This is a genomic window from Parapedobacter defluvii, assembly GCF_014642075.1.
GTDB classification, from domain to species: domain Bacteria; phylum Bacteroidota; class Bacteroidia; order Sphingobacteriales; family Sphingobacteriaceae; genus Parapedobacter; species Parapedobacter defluvii.
This window is the reverse complement of sequence record NZ_BMIK01000001.1, coordinates 791,258-813,787: the sequence shown is the minus strand read 5'-3', so window position 1 is coordinate 813,787 and position 22,530 is coordinate 791,258. Positions and strand designations below refer to the sequence as shown.

At 49.1% G+C, this 22,530-nt stretch carries 12 protein-coding genes; 1 reads left to right on the top strand and 11 read right to left on the bottom strand.

What is annotated here, in order from left to right; genetic code table 11:
- Window positions 1-80: 80 nt before the first annotated feature.
- Both IEX60_RS03055 and IEX60_RS03050 read right to left on the bottom strand, forming a co-directional pair.
- Window positions 81-2,162 carry a hypothetical protein gene (locus IEX60_RS03055; RefSeq protein WP_229717387.1) on the bottom strand — a complete coding sequence of 694 codons (2,082 nt, stop codon included), beginning with the start codon at window positions 2,160-2,162 and terminating at the stop codon, window positions 81-83.
- Between the two features lie 143 nt (window positions 2,163-2,305).
- Window positions 2,306-3,772 (bottom strand): sialate O-acetylesterase, encoded by a 1,467-nt coding sequence (locus IEX60_RS03050; protein WP_229717386.1) that lies wholly within the window; start codon window positions 3,770-3,772, stop codon window positions 2,306-2,308.
- Window positions 3,773-4,004: 232 nt separating this feature from the next.
- Here IEX60_RS03050 and IEX60_RS03045 point away from each other — a divergent pair, with 232 nt between their 5' ends.
- Window positions 4,005-5,678 (top strand): glycoside hydrolase family 140 protein, encoded by a 1,674-nt coding sequence (locus tag IEX60_RS03045; protein WP_188747214.1) that lies wholly within the window; start codon window positions 4,005-4,007, stop codon window positions 5,676-5,678.
- Window positions 5,679-5,703: 25 nt separating this feature from the next.
- Here IEX60_RS03045 and IEX60_RS03040 read toward each other — a convergent pair whose 3' ends face one another.
- The 9 genes from IEX60_RS03040 to IEX60_RS03000 form a co-directional block, all read right to left on the bottom strand.
- A complete protein-coding gene (locus tag IEX60_RS03040) occupies window positions 5,704-7,482 on the bottom strand; it encodes a hypothetical protein (protein ID WP_188747212.1) in 1,779 nt (592 codons plus the stop codon).
- Window positions 7,433-9,049 carry a beta-N-acetylhexosaminidase gene (locus tag IEX60_RS03035; RefSeq protein WP_188747210.1) on the bottom strand — a complete coding sequence of 539 codons (1,617 nt, stop codon included), beginning with the start codon at window positions 9,047-9,049 and terminating at the stop codon, window positions 7,433-7,435. Before IEX60_RS03035 ends, IEX60_RS03040 begins: the two co-directional genes overlap by 50 nt.
- Window positions 9,042-10,232, bottom strand: a complete 1,191-nt coding sequence (locus IEX60_RS03030; protein WP_188747208.1) for a glycosyltransferase WbsX family protein — start codon at window positions 10,230-10,232, stop codon at window positions 9,042-9,044. The genes IEX60_RS03035 and IEX60_RS03030 overlap by 8 nt, the downstream gene beginning before the upstream one ends.
- A 191-nt stretch (window positions 10,233-10,423) precedes the next feature.
- Window positions 10,424-12,499 carry a hypothetical protein gene (locus IEX60_RS03025; RefSeq protein ID WP_229717385.1) on the bottom strand — a complete coding sequence of 692 codons (2,076 nt, stop codon included), beginning with the start codon at window positions 12,497-12,499 and terminating at the stop codon, window positions 10,424-10,426.
- An 11-nt stretch (window positions 12,500-12,510) separates the two neighbouring features.
- Complete coding sequence (locus tag IEX60_RS03020; protein WP_188747206.1) at window positions 12,511-13,488, bottom strand: hypothetical protein; 978 nt, start codon at window positions 13,486-13,488, stop codon at window positions 12,511-12,513.
- Window positions 13,489-13,584: 96 nt separating this feature from the next.
- Window positions 13,585-15,390 carry a hypothetical protein gene (locus IEX60_RS03015; protein ID WP_229717384.1) on the bottom strand — a complete coding sequence of 602 codons (1,806 nt, stop codon included), beginning with the start codon at window positions 15,388-15,390 and terminating at the stop codon, window positions 13,585-13,587.
- A gap of 39 nt (window positions 15,391-15,429) precedes the next feature.
- Complete coding sequence (locus tag IEX60_RS03010; protein ID WP_188747204.1) at window positions 15,430-17,571, bottom strand: DUF5722 domain-containing protein; 2,142 nt, start codon at window positions 17,569-17,571, stop codon at window positions 15,430-15,432.
- A 41-nt stretch (window positions 17,572-17,612) separates the two neighbouring features.
- Window positions 17,613-19,382, bottom strand: a complete 1,770-nt coding sequence (locus IEX60_RS03005) for a RagB/SusD family nutrient uptake outer membrane protein (protein WP_188747201.1) — start codon at window positions 19,380-19,382, stop codon at window positions 17,613-17,615.
- Between the two features lie 19 nt (window positions 19,383-19,401).
- Complete coding sequence (locus tag IEX60_RS03000; RefSeq protein WP_188747199.1) at window positions 19,402-22,521, bottom strand: SusC/RagA family TonB-linked outer membrane protein; 3,120 nt, start codon at window positions 22,519-22,521, stop codon at window positions 19,402-19,404.
- Window positions 22,522-22,530: the final 9 nt, after the last annotated feature.

The window sequence follows — 22,530 nt, the reverse complement described above, 5'->3', positions numbered from 1 at the left end:
GTTTATAATTGACACAATAATACTAAAAGTTAACGGCAGTCACTGTCCTGCACTCTCCTGAAAAGAGCTGGTGGCGGGCGTCAATCCCTGAATGCAGGAAGTTTTCCGTGCGGTTGTTTAACAAACTGCCAATTTACGGTAAACTTTGCCAAGTCACCAGGGAGATCCTGCTCTTCCCCATGTATAATCCCGCGCCACTCACCCGCTTCCTTGAACAAAGCAATATCTAGTCGATCCGGAAGATCTATCCGAACATTTCCCGTCCGAAACGACTTCAAACCACCACACGCCAATGCTTGTAATTTACCCGATTTATCGAATCGTAGCCCTACAAGCCCTTCCGCATCAACGTTCACCGCATGTCCATCAACATAAAACCGCCGCTTTATCGGATCTCCCATTACATCGCTGCTGCCCGAAGCCGCAATAAAAGTCCCATCGATTAACCGGATATGACCGGATGCATCAGGTACCACGGAGGGGGGGAAATCAGCCAATCCGATCATTGACCCTGTGGTCTGTGGCGGAATGCGTCTTTTTTTTAGAACTTGCAGGATTCCCTGTATTGTCTCATCTGGCTGACCTTCTGTCTGAAAGATAGATGTAGCCCCATTCAATACCCGGTCAAAAAGCGCAGACACCTGCTCATTGTCATATCCCGGCTTATAGTAAACAGCCACCTCGTACAATTGAGTTCCGTACCGAATTTTACCGTTTTCTGCTATGGTAACTGCCCCATTAACAATCTCGGAGCTGGGGATCAAGTCAGCGTATACTCCTTTTTCCCAAAGCGCATCCGCCAACCGCAACCCCACATCGGCAAAGCGGCTTTGATCTGCCCAGTTCAACACGGATGAATGATCAAAAACAATGGCTACGGGACAATGTACCGGCGCTGAAGAAATATAGTCCAATAAATGAATTCGCTGGATAGCCTGAAACAATTCTCCTTCCAGCAATGCATATTTACGATTGACATCCTTAGAAGGATAGGGCGGATGAATATTCAGTCGACCGCCTCCTAATACTGCCCGCCAGATGTCAATCGCGTATCGCTCTGGCTGCGTATCATAAAACATGTTATACCAAACTGCACTTCCCCACTTTTTTGCTAAGGCGGTTCTGACTGAAAAGGGCGTTGCTTCATCCGTTTGTGCCAGTTCCCGCTTAGTATTCCACCATGATAGTCCGTTTTTGAAGATTTCCATCGCATTCGGATAGGGGTACCAGGTAGGGTGTGTACCGACCATTGCATCTATCCCAAAAAGTTCTTTCACACTTTCAAAAAAGTCACCTTCAATCTCCCAGTTTCGTTCATAAATCATCCGCATATATCGGTTAATAGCTTCCTTCCTGTCTGCCTCTCTTCCCTGTTCACCCTTTGCCATCAATAAAATATCCCTGATAAGTTCATGCCCAGGATGTTTTTCCCGATACACTGAAGCCATTGCTTCGGAATACCACAAATCATCTGTAGTAGGGTGGAATCTGCCTGGAAAACCCCATTCGTCTTTTGCTGCGCCGATCAACCCGCTACCGGCATACAGCTTCAAAACTTCACGCTGAAAGCGAAGCAAGTTGATTGAGAACAGATCGGGCGTATTGATGGTAACCACGATCAGCGCACAGGCCCAGTTCATTTTTTCGCTGGATTCATGGGGTACCGATAGGCTTAGTTGTTTTCCTCCTGCTAAACTGCCGTAGGAGGTGATATCCTTCAAAGAACTGGACTTGATGGCTCCCTCATCTTTTTCATACGAATATAGGCGTTCCAACCGAACTCCAACGGGGCCATATGGGTATCGCCCGGCAGTATAGTGATCGGAATAGCTTGGCAATTCAATGGTTGCCTGCAACGACATAGAACCGTCAAGTGGAAATTCACGAACCAACACAATTTCCTGCAGATCTTGCGGATAACGCTTTCGAAACTCCGCACGCGCCAAACGGATATCCAAATCCATCACTAAACCAAGGCCTTTTTCCTGAGCATATTGAGCCGCATCTCGTATCTGACGGACTACGTTTTCATCGGTAAGTTCGCCCGATGACCGTAAGCTAGCAGTCAACACTCCCGTCGCCGAATACTTTTCATATTGGTCTATAAAAGGTTTGTACCCATCGGGTTTAAATTCATCGACACCCCAAAACCAACACGCCATTGGCAACCAGCTTCCAGTGCTGACGGTTTCCTGTCCCAAACCAACAGGCAGATAGGAATTCAAGCAGAAAATTAATCCAAGCTTAATCAAGCGATACGGATTGAAGAAGCATTGCATTACCTATGATATTAGATACCGTTTACTTAGTTCTTCAATTCATAAACGGCATTCTTGGTTGCTGGCGTCCAATTATCTGTTCGGAACGGGGAAGCCGGAAAACCCTCTTCATTGAAAAGGTTACTTTTTCCGGGATCATCTGCCCACGCATAGCGTACTGCCTTGGGTTTGGTTACGGTAGGCGAGCTTACTACAATCGTTTCGCCTTCAATCCGAGCCTCCGCGGGATAAAAATGTTTATCGGCACCCGCGATTTCAAATCCAACTACCTTGTCTGCCCCTTTGGTGGTTAATCCACCATTCACGTGATCGAAGGATATCGTGGCCTGTGCTCCGTTTATTTCAAATTTTCGATATACCGGACCACTGTACACCACATCCCGACCATAGCTATCATGCAAAGCAATGGCTGCCAACCGCTTTCCAACGTCCTGTTTATTACGCGGATGGATGTCATCCGTATTGCCGATGTCAATGGTTACCGCCTCGCCTGTATGGGGCAACGATAAGGTCATGTGCTGCGCTTCCCTCAACTCAGCCCACGTACTTCCGGTGGCACTGATACCACCGGCTGCCTTAAAGCTAGCCAATTGCACAAAATAAAAGGGAAAATCACCCAGTCCCCACCGCTTACGCCAGTCTTTGATCATCATCGGGAACGATTTCCGATACTCATAGGCTCTACCAGCGTTGCTTTCTCCTTGATACCAGATTGCCCCCTTTATGGTGTATGGAATCAACGGATTAATCATTGCGTTGAACAGCAGGGTTGGGTAGTGATTCGGATCTGTGTTTTTACGTACGGTGTCTGCGGGCACTTGCTCGAAAACATGGACGGCCCTTTTCAGGCTTTTATCTTTTTCCAGCGCTTCTTTGCTGATCCAGGTCTCCACGATAGTACCTCCCCACGACGTATTGATAAGGCCGATGGGGACATTTAATTGCTTATAAAGTTCGCGGGCGTAGAAATAACCCACCGCAGTAAAATTACCTACATTTTGGGGATTGGCTTCCTTCCATTCCAACGGTTCCTCAACATCATCCAAGGGCACACCCGATGTTTTTCTCGGGATCTCCACCTGCCTGATCTGCGGATAATTGGCGCCGGCTATCTCCTGTTCGGCACGGTCAGAATTGGCCACGGTCCACTGCATATTGGACTGACCCGAACAGATCCAAACTTCTCCGATGAGCACATCCGATAACGTCAATGTGTTTTTGCCAGATACCACCAATTGAAACGGTCCTCCGGCCTCTTCGGCCGAAAGTGTCAGCTTCCATGTTCCGTCCGCATTGGCGGTCGTTTCCTGCTGTTGCGTATTGAGGCCAACTTTTACCTGCTCACCCGGATCGGCCCATCCCCAAACTGCAATGGGTTGATTCCGTTGAAGCACCATTCCATTAGCAAAAATCTGCGGCAACCTGACATCGGCGATCAACGCCTGAATTGAAAGCATCAGACCGATGCAAAGTGTTATTGAATATTTATTCATAATCGTTTATAATTTACACAAAGACAACCTTTGGACGCTCCGAAATTAGTATTTTTATCGTAATTCTCACAGGTTTCCGTGCAATAAACCGCTGCCATTGACCTTTTTTCGGTATGGCACAGGTTGGAAGTTTTTTCCATACCTGTTACCTTTGATCGTAATGATCAATGATCAAGGCGGCGTTTATTGCGCTCACCCATTATAAATCGCTCAGGAAATGAATCGTACACCTATGAAACCAGCAGAAATATCCTTAAGCACCAAGGGCATATGTCTCAATTGGATCATTTTGATGATGCTCTTTTATTGCCCATTCTTACTGTCAGCAGTAGAAAAAAGACCACAGATCGATATTTGGAACCGGTTTGAAATTACCTTAAACAGCCCGGTGTCTTACACGAACCCGGTATACGATGTTGCAATAGAAGGCATTTTCACCTCTCCTTCGGGGAAACAATATAAAGCTGAGGGATTCTGGGATGGGGGAAACAGTTGGAAAATCAGATTCATGCCAAATGAAAAAGGAACCTGGCATTTCCAAACCCGGTGTACCGATCTGACAAACGGCGCATTACACCATCAAACCGGACAATTTACCTGCAAACGCAACCGTTCACCACTCGCTATCTATCGGCATGGAAAAATCACGCATCAGAAAGGCAACTACCACCTTACCCACGCCGATGGCACACCTTTCTTCTATCTGGGCTGTACGGCCTGGAATGGCGCTATGCGTTCTACAGATGAAGAATGGAAAACATATCTTGACCATCGAAAGGAAAACCATTATACAGCCATTCAGTTTATTACGACGCAATGGCGGGGGCTTCCCGCAGAGGCTTTAGAGGAACCCGCTTTTACCGGTATAGATACATTGACCATCCATCCGGCCTTTTTTCAAGCACTCGACAGGAAAATTGAGCAAATCAACCAAGCGGGCTTAATAGCGGCTCCCGTTATGCTTTGGGCCTGGAAAGGTGCAGGCAATCCCGGTATTGACCTGCCTATTCCGAGCGCTATTCAATTGGCAAAGTATATCAAAGCCCGATACGATGCATACCACGTTTTATGGAATTTGGGCGGCGACGGTATTTTCACGGACGGCAATGCAGCGAAATGGAAGCAAATCGGCCGGGCTGTATTCGGGGAAACCGATGCGCAGCAACGTATCGTCACCCTCCATACGGCGGGATTCCAATGGTATGCCAACGAATACGATGGAGAAACATGGCTTGACCTGATATCTTACCAAACGGGTCATGCGAACTCCGAATCTGCCGTTCGGTGGAAAACACGGGGCCCGGTTACTGCCAATTGGCGGAGCCTTATACCTCGCCCGATCATTGATACCGAACCGGTGTATGAGGCACAGGGCGAACAGGAAAATGACTATGAAGTCAGGAAAAGCATTTTATGGAGCATCTTCAGTGCGCCGGTAGCGGGAGTTGGATACGGCGCATGGAGCACTTGGCCCTGGTTGCGCATTGGGGAAACATCCTACAACCATGGGATGAAGAAGCCTTCAAAATATACGTGGGAAGACGGGATCCGCAGCAAAGCAAGCATACAGGTCGGCCGTCTCCCCTTGTTTTTCAACCAATTTAAATGGTGGGAACTGAGACCCGCACCGGAGAGGTTGAAGAAACGGAACGATGAAAAAAATGTATTTAACACGACGATGGCTCTGGCAGACACGGATGCCCGCACCGTATTGGTTTATGTTCCCACCGTGCAGACCCTCCGCATCAGCCATACCCTTCCGGCAACACTCAAAACCGCCCAATGGTATTATCCTGCCACAGGTACGTATAAAACTGCCTCGGTGACGCACGGACCTGACTATATTGAGGCAACTTCGGATAGCGATACCGATGCCATTTTAATGCTCCGATTCAGAACAAAATGAGCAAATGATCCACTATGGTATCAAATCACCATTTCACCAGTACATTGAACCTTCCTCCCGGAGCGGCATCGCCATTGACATACCAATCCAGTGGATCTGCTTTCTGCATGTTGTCCGACCATTTGAACTCCAGCTTTGCGCCTTGTGAAGGCAAGCCCAACGTTGCGAGGGGAATACTGATCATCAACTGGTTGCCCAAGACCTTGCTATCCACAGTTTGAATCTCCAGCCAAGCGCCGTTCACATAACGTTGGAGCCGATCGCCCCGTACCACCCGGAAATCGTATCCGTGCCATCCTGAAAGGGCTGACCGATCGACATCCAACCAAAGTGTCATCCAATTATCGCCGGAAGCGGGGGTGATGGCATCCACCGTTGCCACATAAAAAAACAGCCTGTCGCCGCTTGCAGCTACCTTGAGGGCATCGAAATCGTTACGGCCCGTCTCATTCACATAGGTGACCTGTGGATCGGACTGCGCTCCCGGATGACGACGGTGCAATACATCGCCTACATAGTCAACATAAATGGGGGTTATCGCTTTCCAATCGGACCAATCTTTGATAGACTGCACCCTCCCGATGGTTTGCAGGGAGTCTACTCCCTTATAACGCCGGATGTTACAGACCATCTGCATGTAGTAATGATCACGCAGTCCCGCCGTCAGCGAGGGTTCGATATCGCGGCTGTATTCCGGACTGGCCTGGTCAACAAAGAGCGCCTGGTTTTTGTCGCCACTGTTCCGGCGCCACTTTCCTGCAATCCATTCGTTCCAACCTGTGATGAAGATGAACGGCACGTTTTGCTTCAATGCAAAATCCCATTGTTCCTGGATGTTGTACCCGTACCAAAGGTCTTTTGCCGGATCCCCCGGTGAACCGTTCCGGTAACTTCTTCCCCAATTGCCCGGCTGTCCGTAGAAAGCCGATCCGCCCATCGAGGCATCCAGATTGGGATGCTGCGCGGCTGCAACATTGACAATCTCCCGTTCGCCTTTGTGGTTTTTGTATACTTTTTGAGGACGCTGGAATTCAATCCAGGGCCATCCATTTACTTTTTCCGGCTCATTCGGCCATTGCGATTCCCGGATGGTAAAGAAATCGGCATAATCACGACCTACCGCCTCTTTGGACAGGCCAATAATCAGCGGCTTGCCTTCGAGGTAAAACCAGCAGTTTGGATAACGGCTTGGTGCCCCCTCCTTGTAGTGATTCTCATAAATTTCCTGCATACCTTCACCCGAAGCCGTATTGGTATAAAAAACGACTTTCGGAGCTTTTTTGCCCTGCTTTTGGAGGGCATCTATGGCTCTCATCAATGCATCGGACTGCTCGCGGTAGGTAAGCCGGTTTGTCGCATCAAGCACCAGGAAATCTACCCCTGCATCTGTAAGCAATTGCATATTTTTCAGGTGCACCCAGTAGTCGTCGCCCCGGTAGTACCCGTATATCGACTCTCCCCAGAAATAATACCTTCCCGGCCGGCCGGCTCCTCCACCCCAACCGGGATGGTCAAAATCAGGAAACACTTCCGGTGTCCGTTCATACAGTTCGTTCAGGTCCCAGTGTTTCTCGGACGTAGGTGATCCTTTGTCGCCCTGCCATAAGAAGTAAAACAGGCCGACTTGCCGATCGGCTATTGGGGCACCCACCTCTTCAAACTGCGGTACAATCCGTCCCAGATCGTCCGTACCTGCAAGCACCTGAGCCCAACTGTGGGAAGGACTTGCCAGCATGGCAAGGGCTAGGGCACATTTAATTCCGATACGGTTGGTCACTGAGGTATCCTTTTTCTTTCCAAACATCTTCGATGGGTTTAAAATTCTGAATAAATTGTTCGTACGTAGGTTTCTGATCCGGATCTACCCATCCGATGACTGCAAACGCCGCCAACCGCGGAAACAACTGGTAGTATATCCGGGCCGTGGTAGGTGTAAATTCACCCCACAGTTGGCAGCCCAATCCGAGGATTTTCTTTCGATCCTGCGGGGCGATGCCATCCGGGATCGGATTAAAGGAATAGGCCTTTTCCAGCGAAGTTGTTTCGTAGGGGTAATCCAGGTAGGTAAAAAAGCGATTGGAATTGACTACGTCGTAGCCTTTGGCAATTGCCTTGTTGATTAGGGTCACCTCGCCATCCCAAAACTGCACGATGGTACCGGGCGCCAATTTTTCCGATTGACTGGCTTCGATGTGTGCCTCGCCCCTGACATTGTCGCCCGTAATCTCATTCCATCCGATCATCTGGTACCCCTTGGAAGCGATGTAAGTCGACAGCCGATTGATTGCCCATACCTGCAAATCGGCATAGGTTGGAATCCCCTCTTTCTTCATGAAGGCGTTAATCGGTTCGGACTGCTGCCAGTGGGCATAATTGGCTTCGTCACCTCCGATGTGGATAATTCCCCCGGGGAACAGACCGATAATTTCATCCAACACGTCGTGCAGGAACTGGGTTACTTTCGGATCTGTCACATCGTATAGATCGCCGGGAACCAGCTTACCGGCCTTTTTACTGGAAGCACCCAGCCACGGATACGCATAGACCGATGCTGACACATGGCCCGGCACCTCAATTTCAGGGATAATGCGGATACCCCGTTCCGCAGCGTATGCAACGATTTCACGGATATCCTGCTGCGTATAAAAAAGGCCCGGCTTATGCTGATACAGGCTGTCCCACTTGGCCGGGTCGATTCCCTTGGACATGTGTGTGTAATCTCCTTTTGATGAGATTTCGGTCAACAACGGATATTTCTTGATTTCAATGCGCCAAGCGGGATCGTCTACCAGGTGCCAATGAAATGTGTTGAATTTGAGACGAACCATTTCGTCGAGGAGCTGCTTCACCATTTCCTTGCCATGGAAGTGGCGGCTTTCATCCAGCATAAAGGCCCGCCAGGAGAAATAGGGTTCGTCCTTGATTTCGCAGACGGGGACAGTCAACTGTCCATCCGCTTGGCTTTTCACCAGTTGCCGCAAGGTTTGCAGCGCAAAAATAGCACCGGTGCCCGTATTGGCCGCTACCTGTATGGCCTGTTTATCGCCATGGACTGTTACCTGAAGCCGGTACGATTCTGCGCCTTTCCCCCCTTGTTTCCCACGCACAAGCGAGAGGTGTGCCTGTTTCCGCTGTAGCGTAAATACCGGCTCAATACCGATTTCACCCAACAGCACCGTTGCATATTCCCGGTCTATTGACAGATTTTTATCAAGGTATACGGACATCTTCACGGGAAATGTAACGTAATTACCGGGTGCGGTTACCTGCTTAGGCTCGGGCAATACCCGAATGGTGGATTCCTGTGCATATCCTGCTTGCAGGCATGCAACGGAGGTAAATACGATAAAGGCAAAAGATAAATTATTCATTTTCAACAAAGGCTTTTTTTAGCACTTCCAAATAACCCAGACCATGTACCGTATCCGGTTCCAGGTAACTCCCCTCGGACCACTCGTTCCATGCGTTGATGGTAATTAACTTGGGCTGGTCGGGATGAGCGTCTGCGTAGGCTTTGGCCTTTTCCACATACGTGGCAAACTTTTCGGGCGCCGGATTGGTAATGTATCCCGCCTTGAAAAGAAAGCGGGGGTTTGCATCCCATCCCACCGTTACGTTTGGAAAATAAGGAATGGAAAAATCCCGGTCAAAATCGGTCCACATGGCCGTGGAAGCTTCCGCCCACTGCGTATAGTCCCCATCGGGATTTTGGAGGTGCGCCCAGCAATAGTTAGTCAGGCTATTGAACCCGAAGTACTTCAGGACGTCTTCCTGCGTTTCAATCTGATCGCCGGGTACCCCCGCAATCGTGGAGGGCAGGGCCGACCATAGGATCCCCTGCAGATGTAGTCCCGGGAAACCTGCGGCTTTTACTTTCGCCCGAAAATCATCCAACGCTTCCTTGGTTTGCTGAGGGCCTCCCAAACCGTTGATCAAAGTCTGTAGCTCATAGATACAAAACACCGGTTCACCCTTGATTTTGTAATACGATGGATCACGGAAATATTTTTCAATTACCCGATCCACTACGTTATCAAACTGTTCGCGGTCCACTCCACCTTTCCAGATCACCGAATCGATTTTCGGGTTATCCACATCCCAATACGTAGTCGCGTCGTGGTTGGCCCACATCAGGTAAAAATTCATGCGCCCTTTATTCGCTTTCAGGAATCCATCGTTCACGCAGCTTTCCAGGAAGGGCTGTCCTTCGTACCAATACCAGTCAAAGATGAAGGTATTGACGCCATGACTCACCGCCGCTGTTATTTTTTTATCCATATCGGCCGAATCGGCTTCGTCCAGATACCCCCACAGCGGCACCTTGGGTTGTGCATGCCCTTCCTCTTTGGGTTTGGCATTGTAGATAATTTCCCATTCGCCCTTTTTATCGGGGAACAGAAATTCTGCACGGGGTTCGTAATGATACGCCGGCCAGTAAAAAGCAGCCACATCGTATGCTTGTTTGGGTTTTTCCGGTTGTTGGCAGCCTGCTACTATTCCGACGGTCAATATCGTCCAGAGGAACAGGTTGCTGTTTCGGGTTAGTAGGTACATATACTGTGTTATTTTGCTTTAGTTTCTTTTTTATGCCATATGCAGTGACACATAGATTTATAACATCGCAAATATAACCACCCGGCCAGCATCGGCAACCCGTACTATACTGACCTATAAGTCAGATAACCTTCGTATTGACAACCCGCTCCCACCCCAATGGGTGGCCCGCAACTATGCACAGCAACTATCTATCTTATCTTATCTTCTTTTTTATGCCATATACAACGGTAGTTGAACCGCCTGTTGGGTGCCGTATCCCCGTCTACACAGAGAGAAATCGGGTCGGTCAAATCAGCAGCATTATCGCTCCATTTAAAATCAAAGCTCACAGAATTCCCGGTAAGTCCGAGCAGTTTCCTTGGAATGGCTAGTTCCATTTTATCCCCTTGGTAACGATAGTCCAATTCCGTGACAAGCTGCCAGGGATCCTCTTTGCGTGTGGCATCGTAACGCATGAGTGTAGTTTGGTTGCCGTTTTTCACGTTTTTGTTTACCAAAAAATCGTAGCCAAACCATCCGGTTTCGGGGTTCTGATCGGCATCAATCAATAGCAGCATCCAGTTATGATCGGTGTGGGGCGACAGGTTTCCGGATGTTTGCACATAGAAGGCAACCGATGTCTTATCGAACGCGACCTTGGTGGTAATCATATCATTCCGGCCGGATGTGTTCGAATAATGCAGCCCACCATATCCTTTGTAATCACGATGCGCTACATCTGCCTTCGTATCACGGTATTCCACTGCGACCTCATTCCAATCGGTAAAATTGCCATCGATTGCTACGGGATGGTTTCCATATAATTCGGGAATGGGCCGTACCCCCTTATACCTGCGGATGTTCTGCGCCATTTGCATGTAATAATTGTCCGTATAGCCTCCTTTCATGGGTTGAATAGCCCGATTGAATTCAGCATTGTATTGGTCTACAAAGAAATACGGACTTTTACGCCGCATAAAGTCGGTTGTTTTTCCTTCTTCGGGATGGTATTTTCCCGCAGTCCATTCATTCCAGTCGTTGAGGTATAAAAATTGCGGATCAGAACGGAGCGCTTCTTCCCACCGCTCCTGAAAGTAAATTCCATAACCTTCCGGATGGACAACGGTTTTCTTCAGCCAGGGTACTTCCACAGGCTCAGGCAGGTCCTGATCGTTCAGGCGGGGCTCCCCATGTTGGCGGGTCCACGATTTACCCACCAGACTCGACGGATGCTGGGCCGGAGTGACCGCCGCCTGCTCCTTTTTTCCCTCGTGCCTTGAAACCAGGCTGTCCGGATCCATTCCCCGCACAGATTCATTGCCAAGATCATAACCAAAACTCCAGTTGTCTTCCGTACCCACAAACCGTTTACCCGCCCATTTATAATAACCCCACCACATGGTACGTAAGGTAAAAAAATCCTTTACCTCCCGGGTATAATCGCTGTAAAACTCCTCCGTATAGTCCGGATCGCCGTAATGGGGATGGTTGACGTCGGTTTTGGCCGCCGGATCATAATGCGGGTTGGGCTGCTTGGCATCCTGTCCATTGGCGTCGTATTTCGGATTTCCGTTATACAGCAGCAACGGTTTACCATCCCAGTAGAACCACAAGTCACGGAAGCGTTCTGTTTTATAAATACGGTCGTAGAGATCCTGCACGACGGTAATCACCGGCCCGTTAAATGCCCAGAAACAGAATTGCGGCACTTTATTACCTTCGGCCCTCATCTCCTGCATGGTCTTAAAAAGTACCTCCCATTCATCCCAGTAGCGCACCGCATTGGTGACGTCCATCACCAGCACATCCACGCCGGCATCGGCCAACATGGACATGTCTTTCCGGATCACATAGGTATCTTTACTCAGGAAATACCCCATTTCAGGCTCGCCCCAATGGTACGATCCCGCGGTCCACAACGGATGCTTTGCATCCAACCGGGCTGCCGGGTCGGCCGCTAATATACGGGACACGTCGGCCGTATAGGGTGCCGGTTGATCGGCGTTGCTATCGCCATGCCAGGTAATGTAAAAAATACCAACCACCCTGCGTTGGTCGTCTTTCACGGGGCCGACTTCTTCGTAGGTTGGCATTGTCCGGCCTAAGGCATCCGAAGCGACCCACGTGTCTGTATACAAATCGCGGTAATTGGAATCCAAAGCTCCGGATTGCTGTTGTTTTTCGATCGTTAGGTTACGATTCTTTTGTACCGATTTACATGCCGTAAAAAACACCATTATCGGCAATAATAAGATAATCGTCGGGTTGCGAAACAAATTTCTCATTTGATTTTTTATTATTTCTTTTTATCCATTGCCCCTTCACGTTCAGCAAAGAGAATAGCTGCCTCTATATTGATGGCACTCTCCCAGGGACGGCAAAAGGTTCCGTTTGGTTTACCTTCCATGTAATATTCCACCCAAGCTCCCGTTTTATCGATCGCCTCCATCATTTCTTCATAGATTTTATATCGAAGCTGATGATTAATTTGGGTTAGCGCATAAAGGAAAAAGCCGTAGTCATACCCCAATATCTTATACTGCCCCGTACCCTGCTGTTGAGACGGGAATCTGCCCGTTTTTATGTAATCGCTGGCCAGCTCTTCGACAAAACGGGACGTCAAATTCCCGTCAAGAAAAGAATCGTTGATATAACAGGGTGTCAGGGTAACGGAAGGTATGAAATAAACGTTCGACCGAACGGCCGGAAGCGACGATTTGGCAAAACAATTGGCGCAAAGATATCGGTTGGTCTGGGTTTTTTGTGTCCATCCGAAGACTTCGCAACCTTCAACGCGGCCTATCTGCTCGCATACCCCATGCCGAAACAACGGATATTCCTGCCCTTCCATCCGGTCGGGGTTATTGGTTTGCAACCTGCCTTCCGAAATAAAATTTCTCCGATAGCGGTCTTTAGTATCCGTTAAAATCTGTTCGGCCAAAGTCATTTCTTTCTCATTCCACATCTGTTTATCTTTTGACCATGCCAGCAAATCCTCACTTGCATTGATGAATAGCAACGTGGCTTCCGCGGAACCATCGCAAAGTGCCTCTCTCGGCAAAATACCCCCGGCTACATAAGTTTCATCGCCATTAAACGGAAGCATTCCCTGGATCAATTCCTCGGCCTGCACCTGCCAGGCCCAGTTAAGCATCGGGAAGATCTCTTTTACAAACGCATCGTCTCCGGTTTCTTCCAAGTAGTTGAATGCTTGGATGATGAGGTATCCCGTAAACTCCACATGCTTGCCGACCGTAAACCAGCATCTGACCATTGCCGATGCTGTGAATGGGCGTTTCCTGTCCTTTCAATGTGTAACTAAAATTACAACAGAAAATAAGGAGTAAAAACGACAGGTTATTCTTTGTTGTCATTTTGCAGAATAGACAAAATTAAACCGTCCGCCGGGAGCTGCATCTCCATTTACATAGAAATCCATGATGTTCCCGTTTTCCTGCATGTTGTCATTCCATTTAAATTCAATATCCACGGCTCCCGCTCCCAAACCAAGCACATGCTTATCTACGCCGAATGTGAGTTTATTTCCATCGACCGAAAAGGGTACCGCTGCCGTTTCTTCCCATTCCCATCGGTTTCCTACATTCCGTTCCACCACCGCTTGGTTGCCCCGCGGATTCACCCGGTTCACAATGATGTCGTAACCATTCCACCCCGTGGCTTTATTACGGTCGGTATCGATGAACAGCATCATCCAGTTCCGGTCCTGCGGTGAGGTCAGCTTATCGGCAGTTTCTACATAAAAATAGAGTTGTTTGTCATCCCGTGCCACCTTGGCGCCGACAATGTCGTTTCTTCCGGTAGTGTTTGTGTAATACCGATCGTACCGTCCGCGATGGTCGCGGTGTAGCGTATTGCCCTTGTAGTGCTTGAAATAAGGAGTTACATTGTCCCAATCCGCCCACCTATTGATCCGTACGGTTTTAGGTGCCGATGCCTTTTCAGGGGGTGCCATCCCTTTGAATTTACGCACATTGTCAATCAATTGGAGGTAATATACATCGCCTTTATCGCCCCATCCCTTGTTCGGCTCGATATCACGGCTGTGTTCCCAATCGAATTGGTCGACAAATGAAAAAGGGTCGCCGGTCCAACCGTGTTCGGGCAGCCATTGACCTGCAATGTATTCGTTCCATCCGGTTATAAATACCAGTTCCGGATCGAGTTCATTGGCCCGGTCCCATTGCTCCTGGAAATTCCAGCCGTATAGATAACCATCTACCCGTGGGTCAAACCCGTTGCGCTGGCTGAAGCTGCGTCCGAATGTACCCGGCAGGTTAAAGGCGCTGCAATGACCGTTGGTTTCCGGACCGGCATTCTGCGCAACCCCCACAGTAACCTGTTCAAATTTACCATCACTTCCTTTTACATAGCCATGCTGCGGGTAGTTTTCCAGCCATCCCCATTGGTCATCCCGTTTAGGGCCGTCCACATAATCCGGTTGGCCCGGACGGAAGGTAAAAAACTCAGCAATCTCCCGATCTTCTTCCGTATCGGTCAGGTTATCGGGATAGCCCATGATACACGGCTTTCCTTTCCAGACAAACCAAAGGTCTTTATACCGGCCCGGCTTATAAAGATCTTGATAAAGCTGTCGCAACGAAACCAATGCATTGGGTACCGGGCCAAAAGGCAGCATAAACGCAATTTTGGGAACCTTCACGCCATCACGCTGTGCCTGGTCCCAGGTTTTTAGCAGCGCTTCGTATGAGTCCTGCCACGTGAGACTGCCGTTGGTGCAGTCAAAAAACACGGCATCCACGCCTGCATCCGCCAGCATCTCCGCATGCTTGCGCAACACCCAGGGATCGGTAGTTTTGTAATAGCCAAACAAGGGTTGTTCCCAGTAAAAAAAACCGGGTCTTTTGGTTCCCCACGCCGGGTGGTTGTAATCCTTCATCGCCTCGGGGTGTTCCCGGACGATTTCTGTGATATTCTTTACCTGATAAGTCGTATCGTCGTTACCTTGGTGCCATGTCCAATAAAACATCGCGACGAACTTATCTTTTTTCTTGCCTCCGGCAATCTCATATCCGCTCGCTTTCCGGCCCAACGCATCGGTCATGGCCCATTGGTCGCTGTTGATGAATTGGGCATGAAGCATCGTGGGAAGCGCAAGTCCAATGAGGACGATAAAATTACGTGTTAATTTATTCATAGTTTTAGTATCTTTCTGTAGTTCAATTCAGGTTATTCATCATTGTATGTCTTTGATAATCTCATCCCAATTACTTAGGCCTATGATTGACTTATACGGCTCGAAAACAGCGTCTTCACGTTCCGTTCCCGCTGCCTGATAGACATACCAAACCGGCTTCCTGCCTCCGGGATCCTCTTCATCATCCGGAAACCTGCGCAGTCCGATCCGTAAGCCGAACTCACCCCGGTTATCGATCCAGTTATGCCACTGCATGGCATCAATTCCGTCCAGACGTTCCAGTTTTTTCCACGCATAGGCAAGCCCAGCAGCCTGTTCTTGTAAATCCTTTTCGGCATACGTACGGGAATTGGTCCCATTTTCTGAGAGCCAAATCGTCCGCTTGTTTGTTTTCAAATAGGTATTCTCCGGTTTTTTAGCCCAATTATCCAGTACCTCCAGGTTTTTGAACGTAACCAGGGGAGTTTTCGTGCTGAACGTTGCCTGGCTATCGTTCCAGGTTTTGGGTTCATTCAAATCTTCCGGATAGGGATGATAGGCTAAGCCCCACTGGAAATCGCCTTCAACCTCGGAATACCGGAGTAATCCATTAATCATATCCAGGGTAGCGTAGTCACCGCCAGGAGCCGGATTTGTCCACGAATGGGTAAACGACCCCAATACTTCGGACCGTTCATCGTAATTTCTCGCAATGGTATAGCAGATGCGCATTGACTTGTAATAGTTGTCTAAAAACACGAACAAGGGTCTATTTTTTCCCATGTTGGTCCAGGTACTTCCCGCGTCGACTTCGTTGTGCATAATCCAGTGATGGATCCGTCCATAGGGGCTTCCGGGCCGGCAATACCGGTCGGCAAGAAAATCAAGTGCCGCAGCATAGCAGTATACGCTTTCCGCATTGTCTAACCTCGGCATCGTAAAAAACGCATCCGCGGTATAGTGTTCGTGCTGCAGCAACCTGCCAACTGCCGGATCTGCACATTCCGCCGCTTTTTGTACTAAAATGATGGCAGAGACAATGATATTTTTTGCCGCTGCAGCACGGAAGGTTTTATCCAACTCGTCTATTTTTGCACGGTCAAAATAATAGGGCCGGCCACCGTATTCGTGAACGTAAGCGCCTGGGTGTGCATTCAAATAGAGGAAGCTGGTTATCGGCACATTGACGGTTACGCTACCTACCGGCAGGTCATCGAGATCTTCGATAAAGCCCCGGTTGGCGGAAAATCCTCCCAGCCCTTTTTTATGGGCAAGCGACTGAGCTGGCATACTCCATTGGGCCTGAATATCGTTCGCATAGTGGGCATGTGACAATAGCTCGTCCCGGGTACCGCCTTCACGAACAACCGCCCACGCCGAAAGCGCTCTATCGTACCGAAATCCCTCCTGCTCTACATAGCGATCCAACGATAGACTGAACGGTGAGCCATCGATCGGATGTTTATTTTTAAATGTCTCAATCCGGCTAAGCTGCTCATAAGGCATAACTTCCGCAAGTACCGCCGCTTCGCCCCCAGGGAGGGTTCCACGTATCGTAATTGTCTCCTTACTCACCGATACATCTGCAATTTCTGCGGGATAACTCCGATTCAAATAGGCCGCAATCTCCTGGTTCAATGCCTCGTCATCCTGCCTGAAAAGCTCCCGCTCCCGGGCCAATTTTTCTTCCGCTTCATTTCTTTTGCGCAACTGCACATTCTTAATATCCAACGTGATGTTCGCTTCATCGCCAAAGTCCAGCCGGATGAAATCTCCCGTGTTGCCCCAACTGAAATCCCTGATTTGGTCGCCCAAATCAATGGAGAATGTTTTCCACGACGGAGCGGATGCTACCTGTGAAGTCTTTAGCGAACGTTCTTCGCTAACCGGAGCCCCCAAAAAAACCTGTAAATGATGAAGTGATGAAGTGGTTTGATATTCAAATGCTAATACCACATGGCCATCCGCAAGTCCGGATGTCAACGGTAATAGCTGGATATACGGGTCCGCGCCCGTCGTTCGTATTTGATATTGATGACTGCTCTTAGCCGTAATATCGAGTTGGTTGGCCGTTGCTGCATCAAACGAAAGATAAGCGGTTTGTTTAATAACGGGTGGCGGCTCCGGCGGATTTCCCCTGCACGCCAAAAAAAACATGAAACCGCAACAAAACGTAATTGCGGTCATGCAATTTGTCTTCATCCTTTTCATCATTTGTTTATATACTGGTTAGTTTCTAAAAATCAATCCAACCAACCCGGATTCTGCCAGTTCTCTCCGGTCAGGTTAAAAATCTTATTAACTTCATCCTGATCAATCGGATACAGCAGATACTTGTCAGAAAAGCTATTCCGGTTCCTAAGTTTGAAACGGGAGTAAGCAAGTGTTTCACCCTGTTTTTGAATGCGCATACCGGTAACAAATTTATCGGTTTCGGACAAGATCTTCCAACGCCTGACATCAAAATAACGATGTTCTTCAAAAGCGAGTTCTATCCGCCGTTCGTTGCGGTATCTACGCTCAAAATCTTCGTTGCTAAGCCCAGCCGGCAATGGGGGCATCTTCGCCCGTGCCCTTACGGCATTCACCGCATCCCGGGCACTCATCGATAGATTACCTTCCGTAATCGTTACATCCGGGCCGGCAGATTGGTAAGCTGCCTCCGCAAAGTTCAGGTATAATTCCGCCAATCGGAACAAGCGTATAGCGCCATCGGCACTATTGTTCTGACCCGAACGATGGTTGTTGAATTTCCGCATGTAGTAGCCCGTACGGGTATGTTTCCGGTCGTTCGAAGAAATCCCATCCGCACCTCCAACAAACGTCTCTACGGTACGCCCCGAGCCTCCGCCCAGGTTGCGTGGCGCACCATTGTAATAAATGGAGGCGTAGAACCTCGGATCTCTTCCCGTATAGGGATCGTTTTCATTGTATCCCGACGCCGGATTGATGATCGGCTTAAGCCGATCTGCATCCTCATATCCCAGGATAGCCGGTTCCCCGTTGGCCATCTCGTAACTGTCTATCAAATCCTGGGTAGGCCCGGGGCCTGAGCGGTCCATGCCCGGATTGGTGGGCATACCTGCATCACGCCACACGGCCATCTGCTCTCCCAACTGATAAATGGTTTCTTTGTCGACTGCACGTTCATCGTCTGAAGAGGTAATAAAATACAGCGCATACGCATTCTGTGCTACGTCTGCTCCGGGTTGCACGTCAAACAACCGATAGTCGTTTGCCAAACACTGGGCCAATGCCTCGGCATTGATCCGCGTCGCATCTTCCCAGGTAAACGTGCCGTCGGACCACAATGGGCTGGCAGCGTATGTAATCGCTTGGGACTTGATAGCGTAAGCGACCGCACGGCTCATTTTCCCGAACTGATTTTCGTAAATCTGCCATGAAAACCCATCGCGTGTAGCCGGTACCGCCAATGCCGCATCGCAGTCGTTCAAAATAAACTGCACAACTTCCGAAAACGATGCCCGCCTATCCATTGAAAAATCGTGATCTATTTCCAGTGGCTTATCAAAAATAGGCACGCCGCCGTAGCGCTTTATGAGCTGCAGATAATACAATGCCCGTAATGTATGCGCTTGCGCGATCCAGCCATTTTTTTCCTCTTCCGACACATATACAGTTGCGGTTTGGATATTCTCCAAAAAGACATTGCACTTCCGGATACCTTCGTAGAGGTCTATCCAGGGGTTACCGTCTACGGAGTAAGTGGGAAAAGAAGAAGAGGTGATACTTCCCGCATACCAGATGGTAAATTTTGAGTTCGCGATTGCGTCATCTGCATCCTGCGCTTCGTCAGTAAATGAAGCACGGTCCATATTGGGTGCAGGCGCATATCCATAACACGAATTGAGGTATCCCCGTGTGCGATTGTAGTCACTGAACACTTCGTCCATGGTAATCCGTCCGTCGGGATCCAAATCCAGCTGCTTTTGGCAAGCCGATGTGATCAACGTCACTAAAAATATATAGCTTATTTTACTGATTGCCTTCATAACCCTATTTGTTTGCCCATTATAACATCACATTGATTCCTACGCTGTATACCCGATACACGGGAAACGACAGAAAACCATCCCCTTCCGGGCCGAAATCCTTGGTTTTCATATGGTCCCACGTAATCAGATTCTGCCCGCTCAGTACAAATCGGATCTGATTCATGCGAAGCGCTTTGATCCTGGCTCCCGATAGCGTATAACCGATTTCCAGGTTTTTGAGCCGTAGGTACGAGCGGTCAAAATTCACAAAATCGCTGTTTTCGTGGTTAACCGATTTGGTCGTTGAAAGTGCTGGCCACGTGATGGTCTCGCCATTTTCATACCGTTCCGGTGTCCATGCATTTCGGTGTAATGAACCGAAAAGTCCGTCATATTCGGTTTCCCATACCCCGGCACCATCGATAATAGACGAATACTGGCCGATTCCCTGGAAAATAACATTTAAGTCAAATGCACCGTACCTGACCCCGCCCGACAGGGAATAGGTCATGCGGGGGATCGCTCCGTAACCGATGGGTGCCAGATCCCGTTCGTCAATGGTTCCATCGCCATTCAGGTCACGGTATTTCAGGTCGCCCACCCTGGGTGTGCCGAAGCCGTACGCTAATCCGCTCTGGGTGATTTCGTCTGTGGAATTGAAAAAGCCATTGCCGTTGCTATAATCTACTAAATAACCGAATTCCTGACCAAAGGGAAAGCCCTCCTCCCTCCGGCGGTAGGCGTAATCTTCCGTTCTCATCGCCTCATTAACATCTATTACCTTATTTTTCGTGTAGGCAAATATCCCCTGCACATCGAATGAAAGCCTGGGGTTGACCGTTTTTGAATATCCAAGCGTAATTTCGTAGCCTTTGTTCTCGAAAATACCGGCATTTACCGCGGGATAATTATCAAGTGGCACACCTTGGTAGGTAGGAACGGTAGCCGTCGCGCCGACCACCATATTTTCCATCCGTTCCTTGAATACATCCACACTTAAACTGAATGCATTAAATAATCCCAAGTCCAAACCGAGGTTTGTTTTCGTGGATATCTCCGCCTGTATCAAGGGATTGCCCGTCTGTTCTTCGATGATTAGGTATTGAAGGTAAGCTAAGGGGCCGCCCGACGCTTGCCGGATATTATCTAGATATGCGTATCTGCTTAGTCCGCTTTGGTCGTTACCGGTCTTACCCCAGGAACCCCGGATTTTTAGCAGAGAAAGCCAATTTTTTGATCCCTCCATGAAACGTTCGTTGGAGACCAGCCAACTGGCGCCGACTGCCGGGGTAAATACGTACCGATGGTTCCGCGCATATTGTTCAGACGCAGAGTAACCGGTTACCGCTTTGATAAAATACCGGTTTGCAAAACCGTAATTCAACTCGATTCCTGTATTTACCCGATTGTACGGCAGCAATTCCGGCGAACTGACATCGGCTTTGGTCAGGTTTTGGTAAAACATGTATCCCAACCCACTCAGTTGATGGTTTCCGAATGTACGCTGGTAATCCAATTGTGCCTTATAGGTCAAATGATAGTAATATTGGTGACCTTTTTCGTACCGCAGCGGCGTGTTCTGCTCTCCCCCTTTTTTGGTAAACTCCAGCACATCCCAATTGTTCGTGCGTTGATAGCGCTCAAAGTCCTGCAAGGTGCTCAGACTCCCCACCGAATTGGTTTGGTACGCAAATACCCCTGAAAGGTTCAATCCCTTGGTTAAGAAACTCATATCGAGATCCAGGCCGAATTGGGAGGTAATGTTCGTTACCGTATGCCGGATATATCCGGTCCGATTCAATAACCCATAGGTTGGCGAATCAATTGCCTGGGTGGTAATGACTTCCCCACCCGGGTCGAGCACTTCCCCCGTCTCCGGATCAAGTACCTGAGGAGTGGTGGGTCCATACAGGGTAGGCGGCAATTGGAAGATGCTTCCATATACATCGGCATTGGATGCCCCACCCGGTGTACGCTCACGTTTAATATTTCCACTAAGCCGAACAAAGCCCGTCAGGTAATCGTTGAAACGCATATCGACATTCGAACGGTAATTTATCCATACGTTGTTCGCATTGGAGTTGTACCGGTCCTGATCGGTCTTGAAATATCCTCCCTGATGCATGAAATTCAGGTTGGAAAAATACGTTACCCGGTCATTACCACCGGTCACGTTCACTCCTACCCGTTGCATAGACGCAAAATCACGCATAAAACGGTCGTACCAGTCGTTGCTTGGATACAAGTCGGGTAAATCCCGGCTCCGGAAATGGGCAAGCTGCTCCTCCGTAAACGGATTTTCGATACCATCGTTAAATGCCGCTTGATTGCGCATTTCTGCATATTCTGCCGCCGTGTAAAACACCGGCCTGGTGGTTACCTGTTGGATGGACTGGTCGATCCGTGCGTTGATGTCAACCTTGCCCGGCCTGCCCCGCTTGGTGGTTACCACAATAACACCATTGGCGCTTTGTATTCCGTATAATGCTTGTGTGGATGCATCTTTGAGCACGCTGATTGATTCGATTTCATTTGCCGATATATACTCCAGGGACTGACTGCTGTTGTAAGAAGTCGGGATGCCGTCAATGATCACCAAGGGACTATTCAACCGCGCGCTGGAAATACCCCGGACGTACAAGCTTGTATTGGCCCGTGACAGTTCGGAAAAGGTTTCCTGAGTAGTCAGCCCCGCCAACCGACCCGCAAAGGTTTGACTCAGATTGGCTACGGGATGCCGCTCCAATACGCTGCCCGATACGGTAGCAACCGCGCCCGTCATTTCCTGCCTGAGCTGGCGGGTGTACCCCAACTCAACAAGTTGGTCCTGACGATCGTTATCCTTTACCATCGTTATTTCCATTCCCTCTTCCGCGTCCGCCAAAACGACACGTTGTGTGCGGTAGTCGTCGCCCGCAAAGACAAGATAGGTGCTGCCATCCGAAACGTCAATCGAGAAGCTGCCTTCCCAGTCGGAAGAGGTGCCATTTTTGCCGTTTTCAGATTGGACTCCGATGCCGGGCAACGGGCGGCCTAATTCATCTACCACACGACCGCTTACTGTTTGGGTATTTTCCTGTGCATAGACCCAAGAACAAAGGGACACTAAAATTGCCAAAGCGCTCCACCTTGCCGTATCAATCAAATACTTTGTCATCTGAATAAA

Coding starts and splice junctions, on each gene's coding strand:
- IEX60_RS03055 (WP_229717387.1), bottom strand. CDS start 2,162: ATGGCGTGTTGGTTTTGGGGTGTCGATGAATTTAAACCCGATGGGTAC.
- IEX60_RS03050 (WP_229717386.1), bottom strand. CDS start 3,772: ATGAATAAATATTCAATAACACTTTGCATCGGTCTGATGCTTTCAATT.
- IEX60_RS03045 (WP_188747214.1), top strand. CDS start 4,005: ATGAAACCAGCAGAAATATCCTTAAGCACCAAGGGCATATGTCTCAAT.
- IEX60_RS03040 (WP_188747212.1), bottom strand. CDS start 7,482: ATGTTTGGAAAGAAAAAGGATACCTCAGTGACCAACCGTATCGGAATT.
- IEX60_RS03035 (WP_188747210.1), bottom strand. CDS start 9,049: ATGAATAATTTATCTTTTGCCTTTATCGTATTTACCTCCGTTGCATGC.
- IEX60_RS03030 (WP_188747208.1), bottom strand. CDS start 10,232: ATGTACCTACTAACCCGAAACAGCAACCTGTTCCTCTGGACGATATTG.
- IEX60_RS03025 (WP_229717385.1), bottom strand. CDS start 12,499: ATGAGAAATTTGTTTCGCAACCCGACGATTATCTTATTATTGCCGATA.
- IEX60_RS03020 (WP_188747206.1), bottom strand. CDS start 13,488: ATGGTCAGATGCTGGTTTACGGTCGGCAAGCATGTGGAGTTTACGGGA.
- IEX60_RS03015 (WP_229717384.1), bottom strand. CDS start 15,390: ATGAATAAATTAACACGTAATTTTATCGTCCTCATTGGACTTGCGCTT.
- IEX60_RS03010 (WP_188747204.1), bottom strand. CDS start 17,571: ATGAAGACAAATTGCATGACCGCAATTACGTTTTGTTGCGGTTTCATG.
- IEX60_RS03005 (WP_188747201.1), bottom strand. CDS start 19,382: ATGAAGGCAATCAGTAAAATAAGCTATATATTTTTAGTGACGTTGATC.
- IEX60_RS03000 (WP_188747199.1), bottom strand. CDS start 22,521: ATGACAAAGTATTTGATTGATACGGCAAGGTGGAGCGCTTTGGCAATT.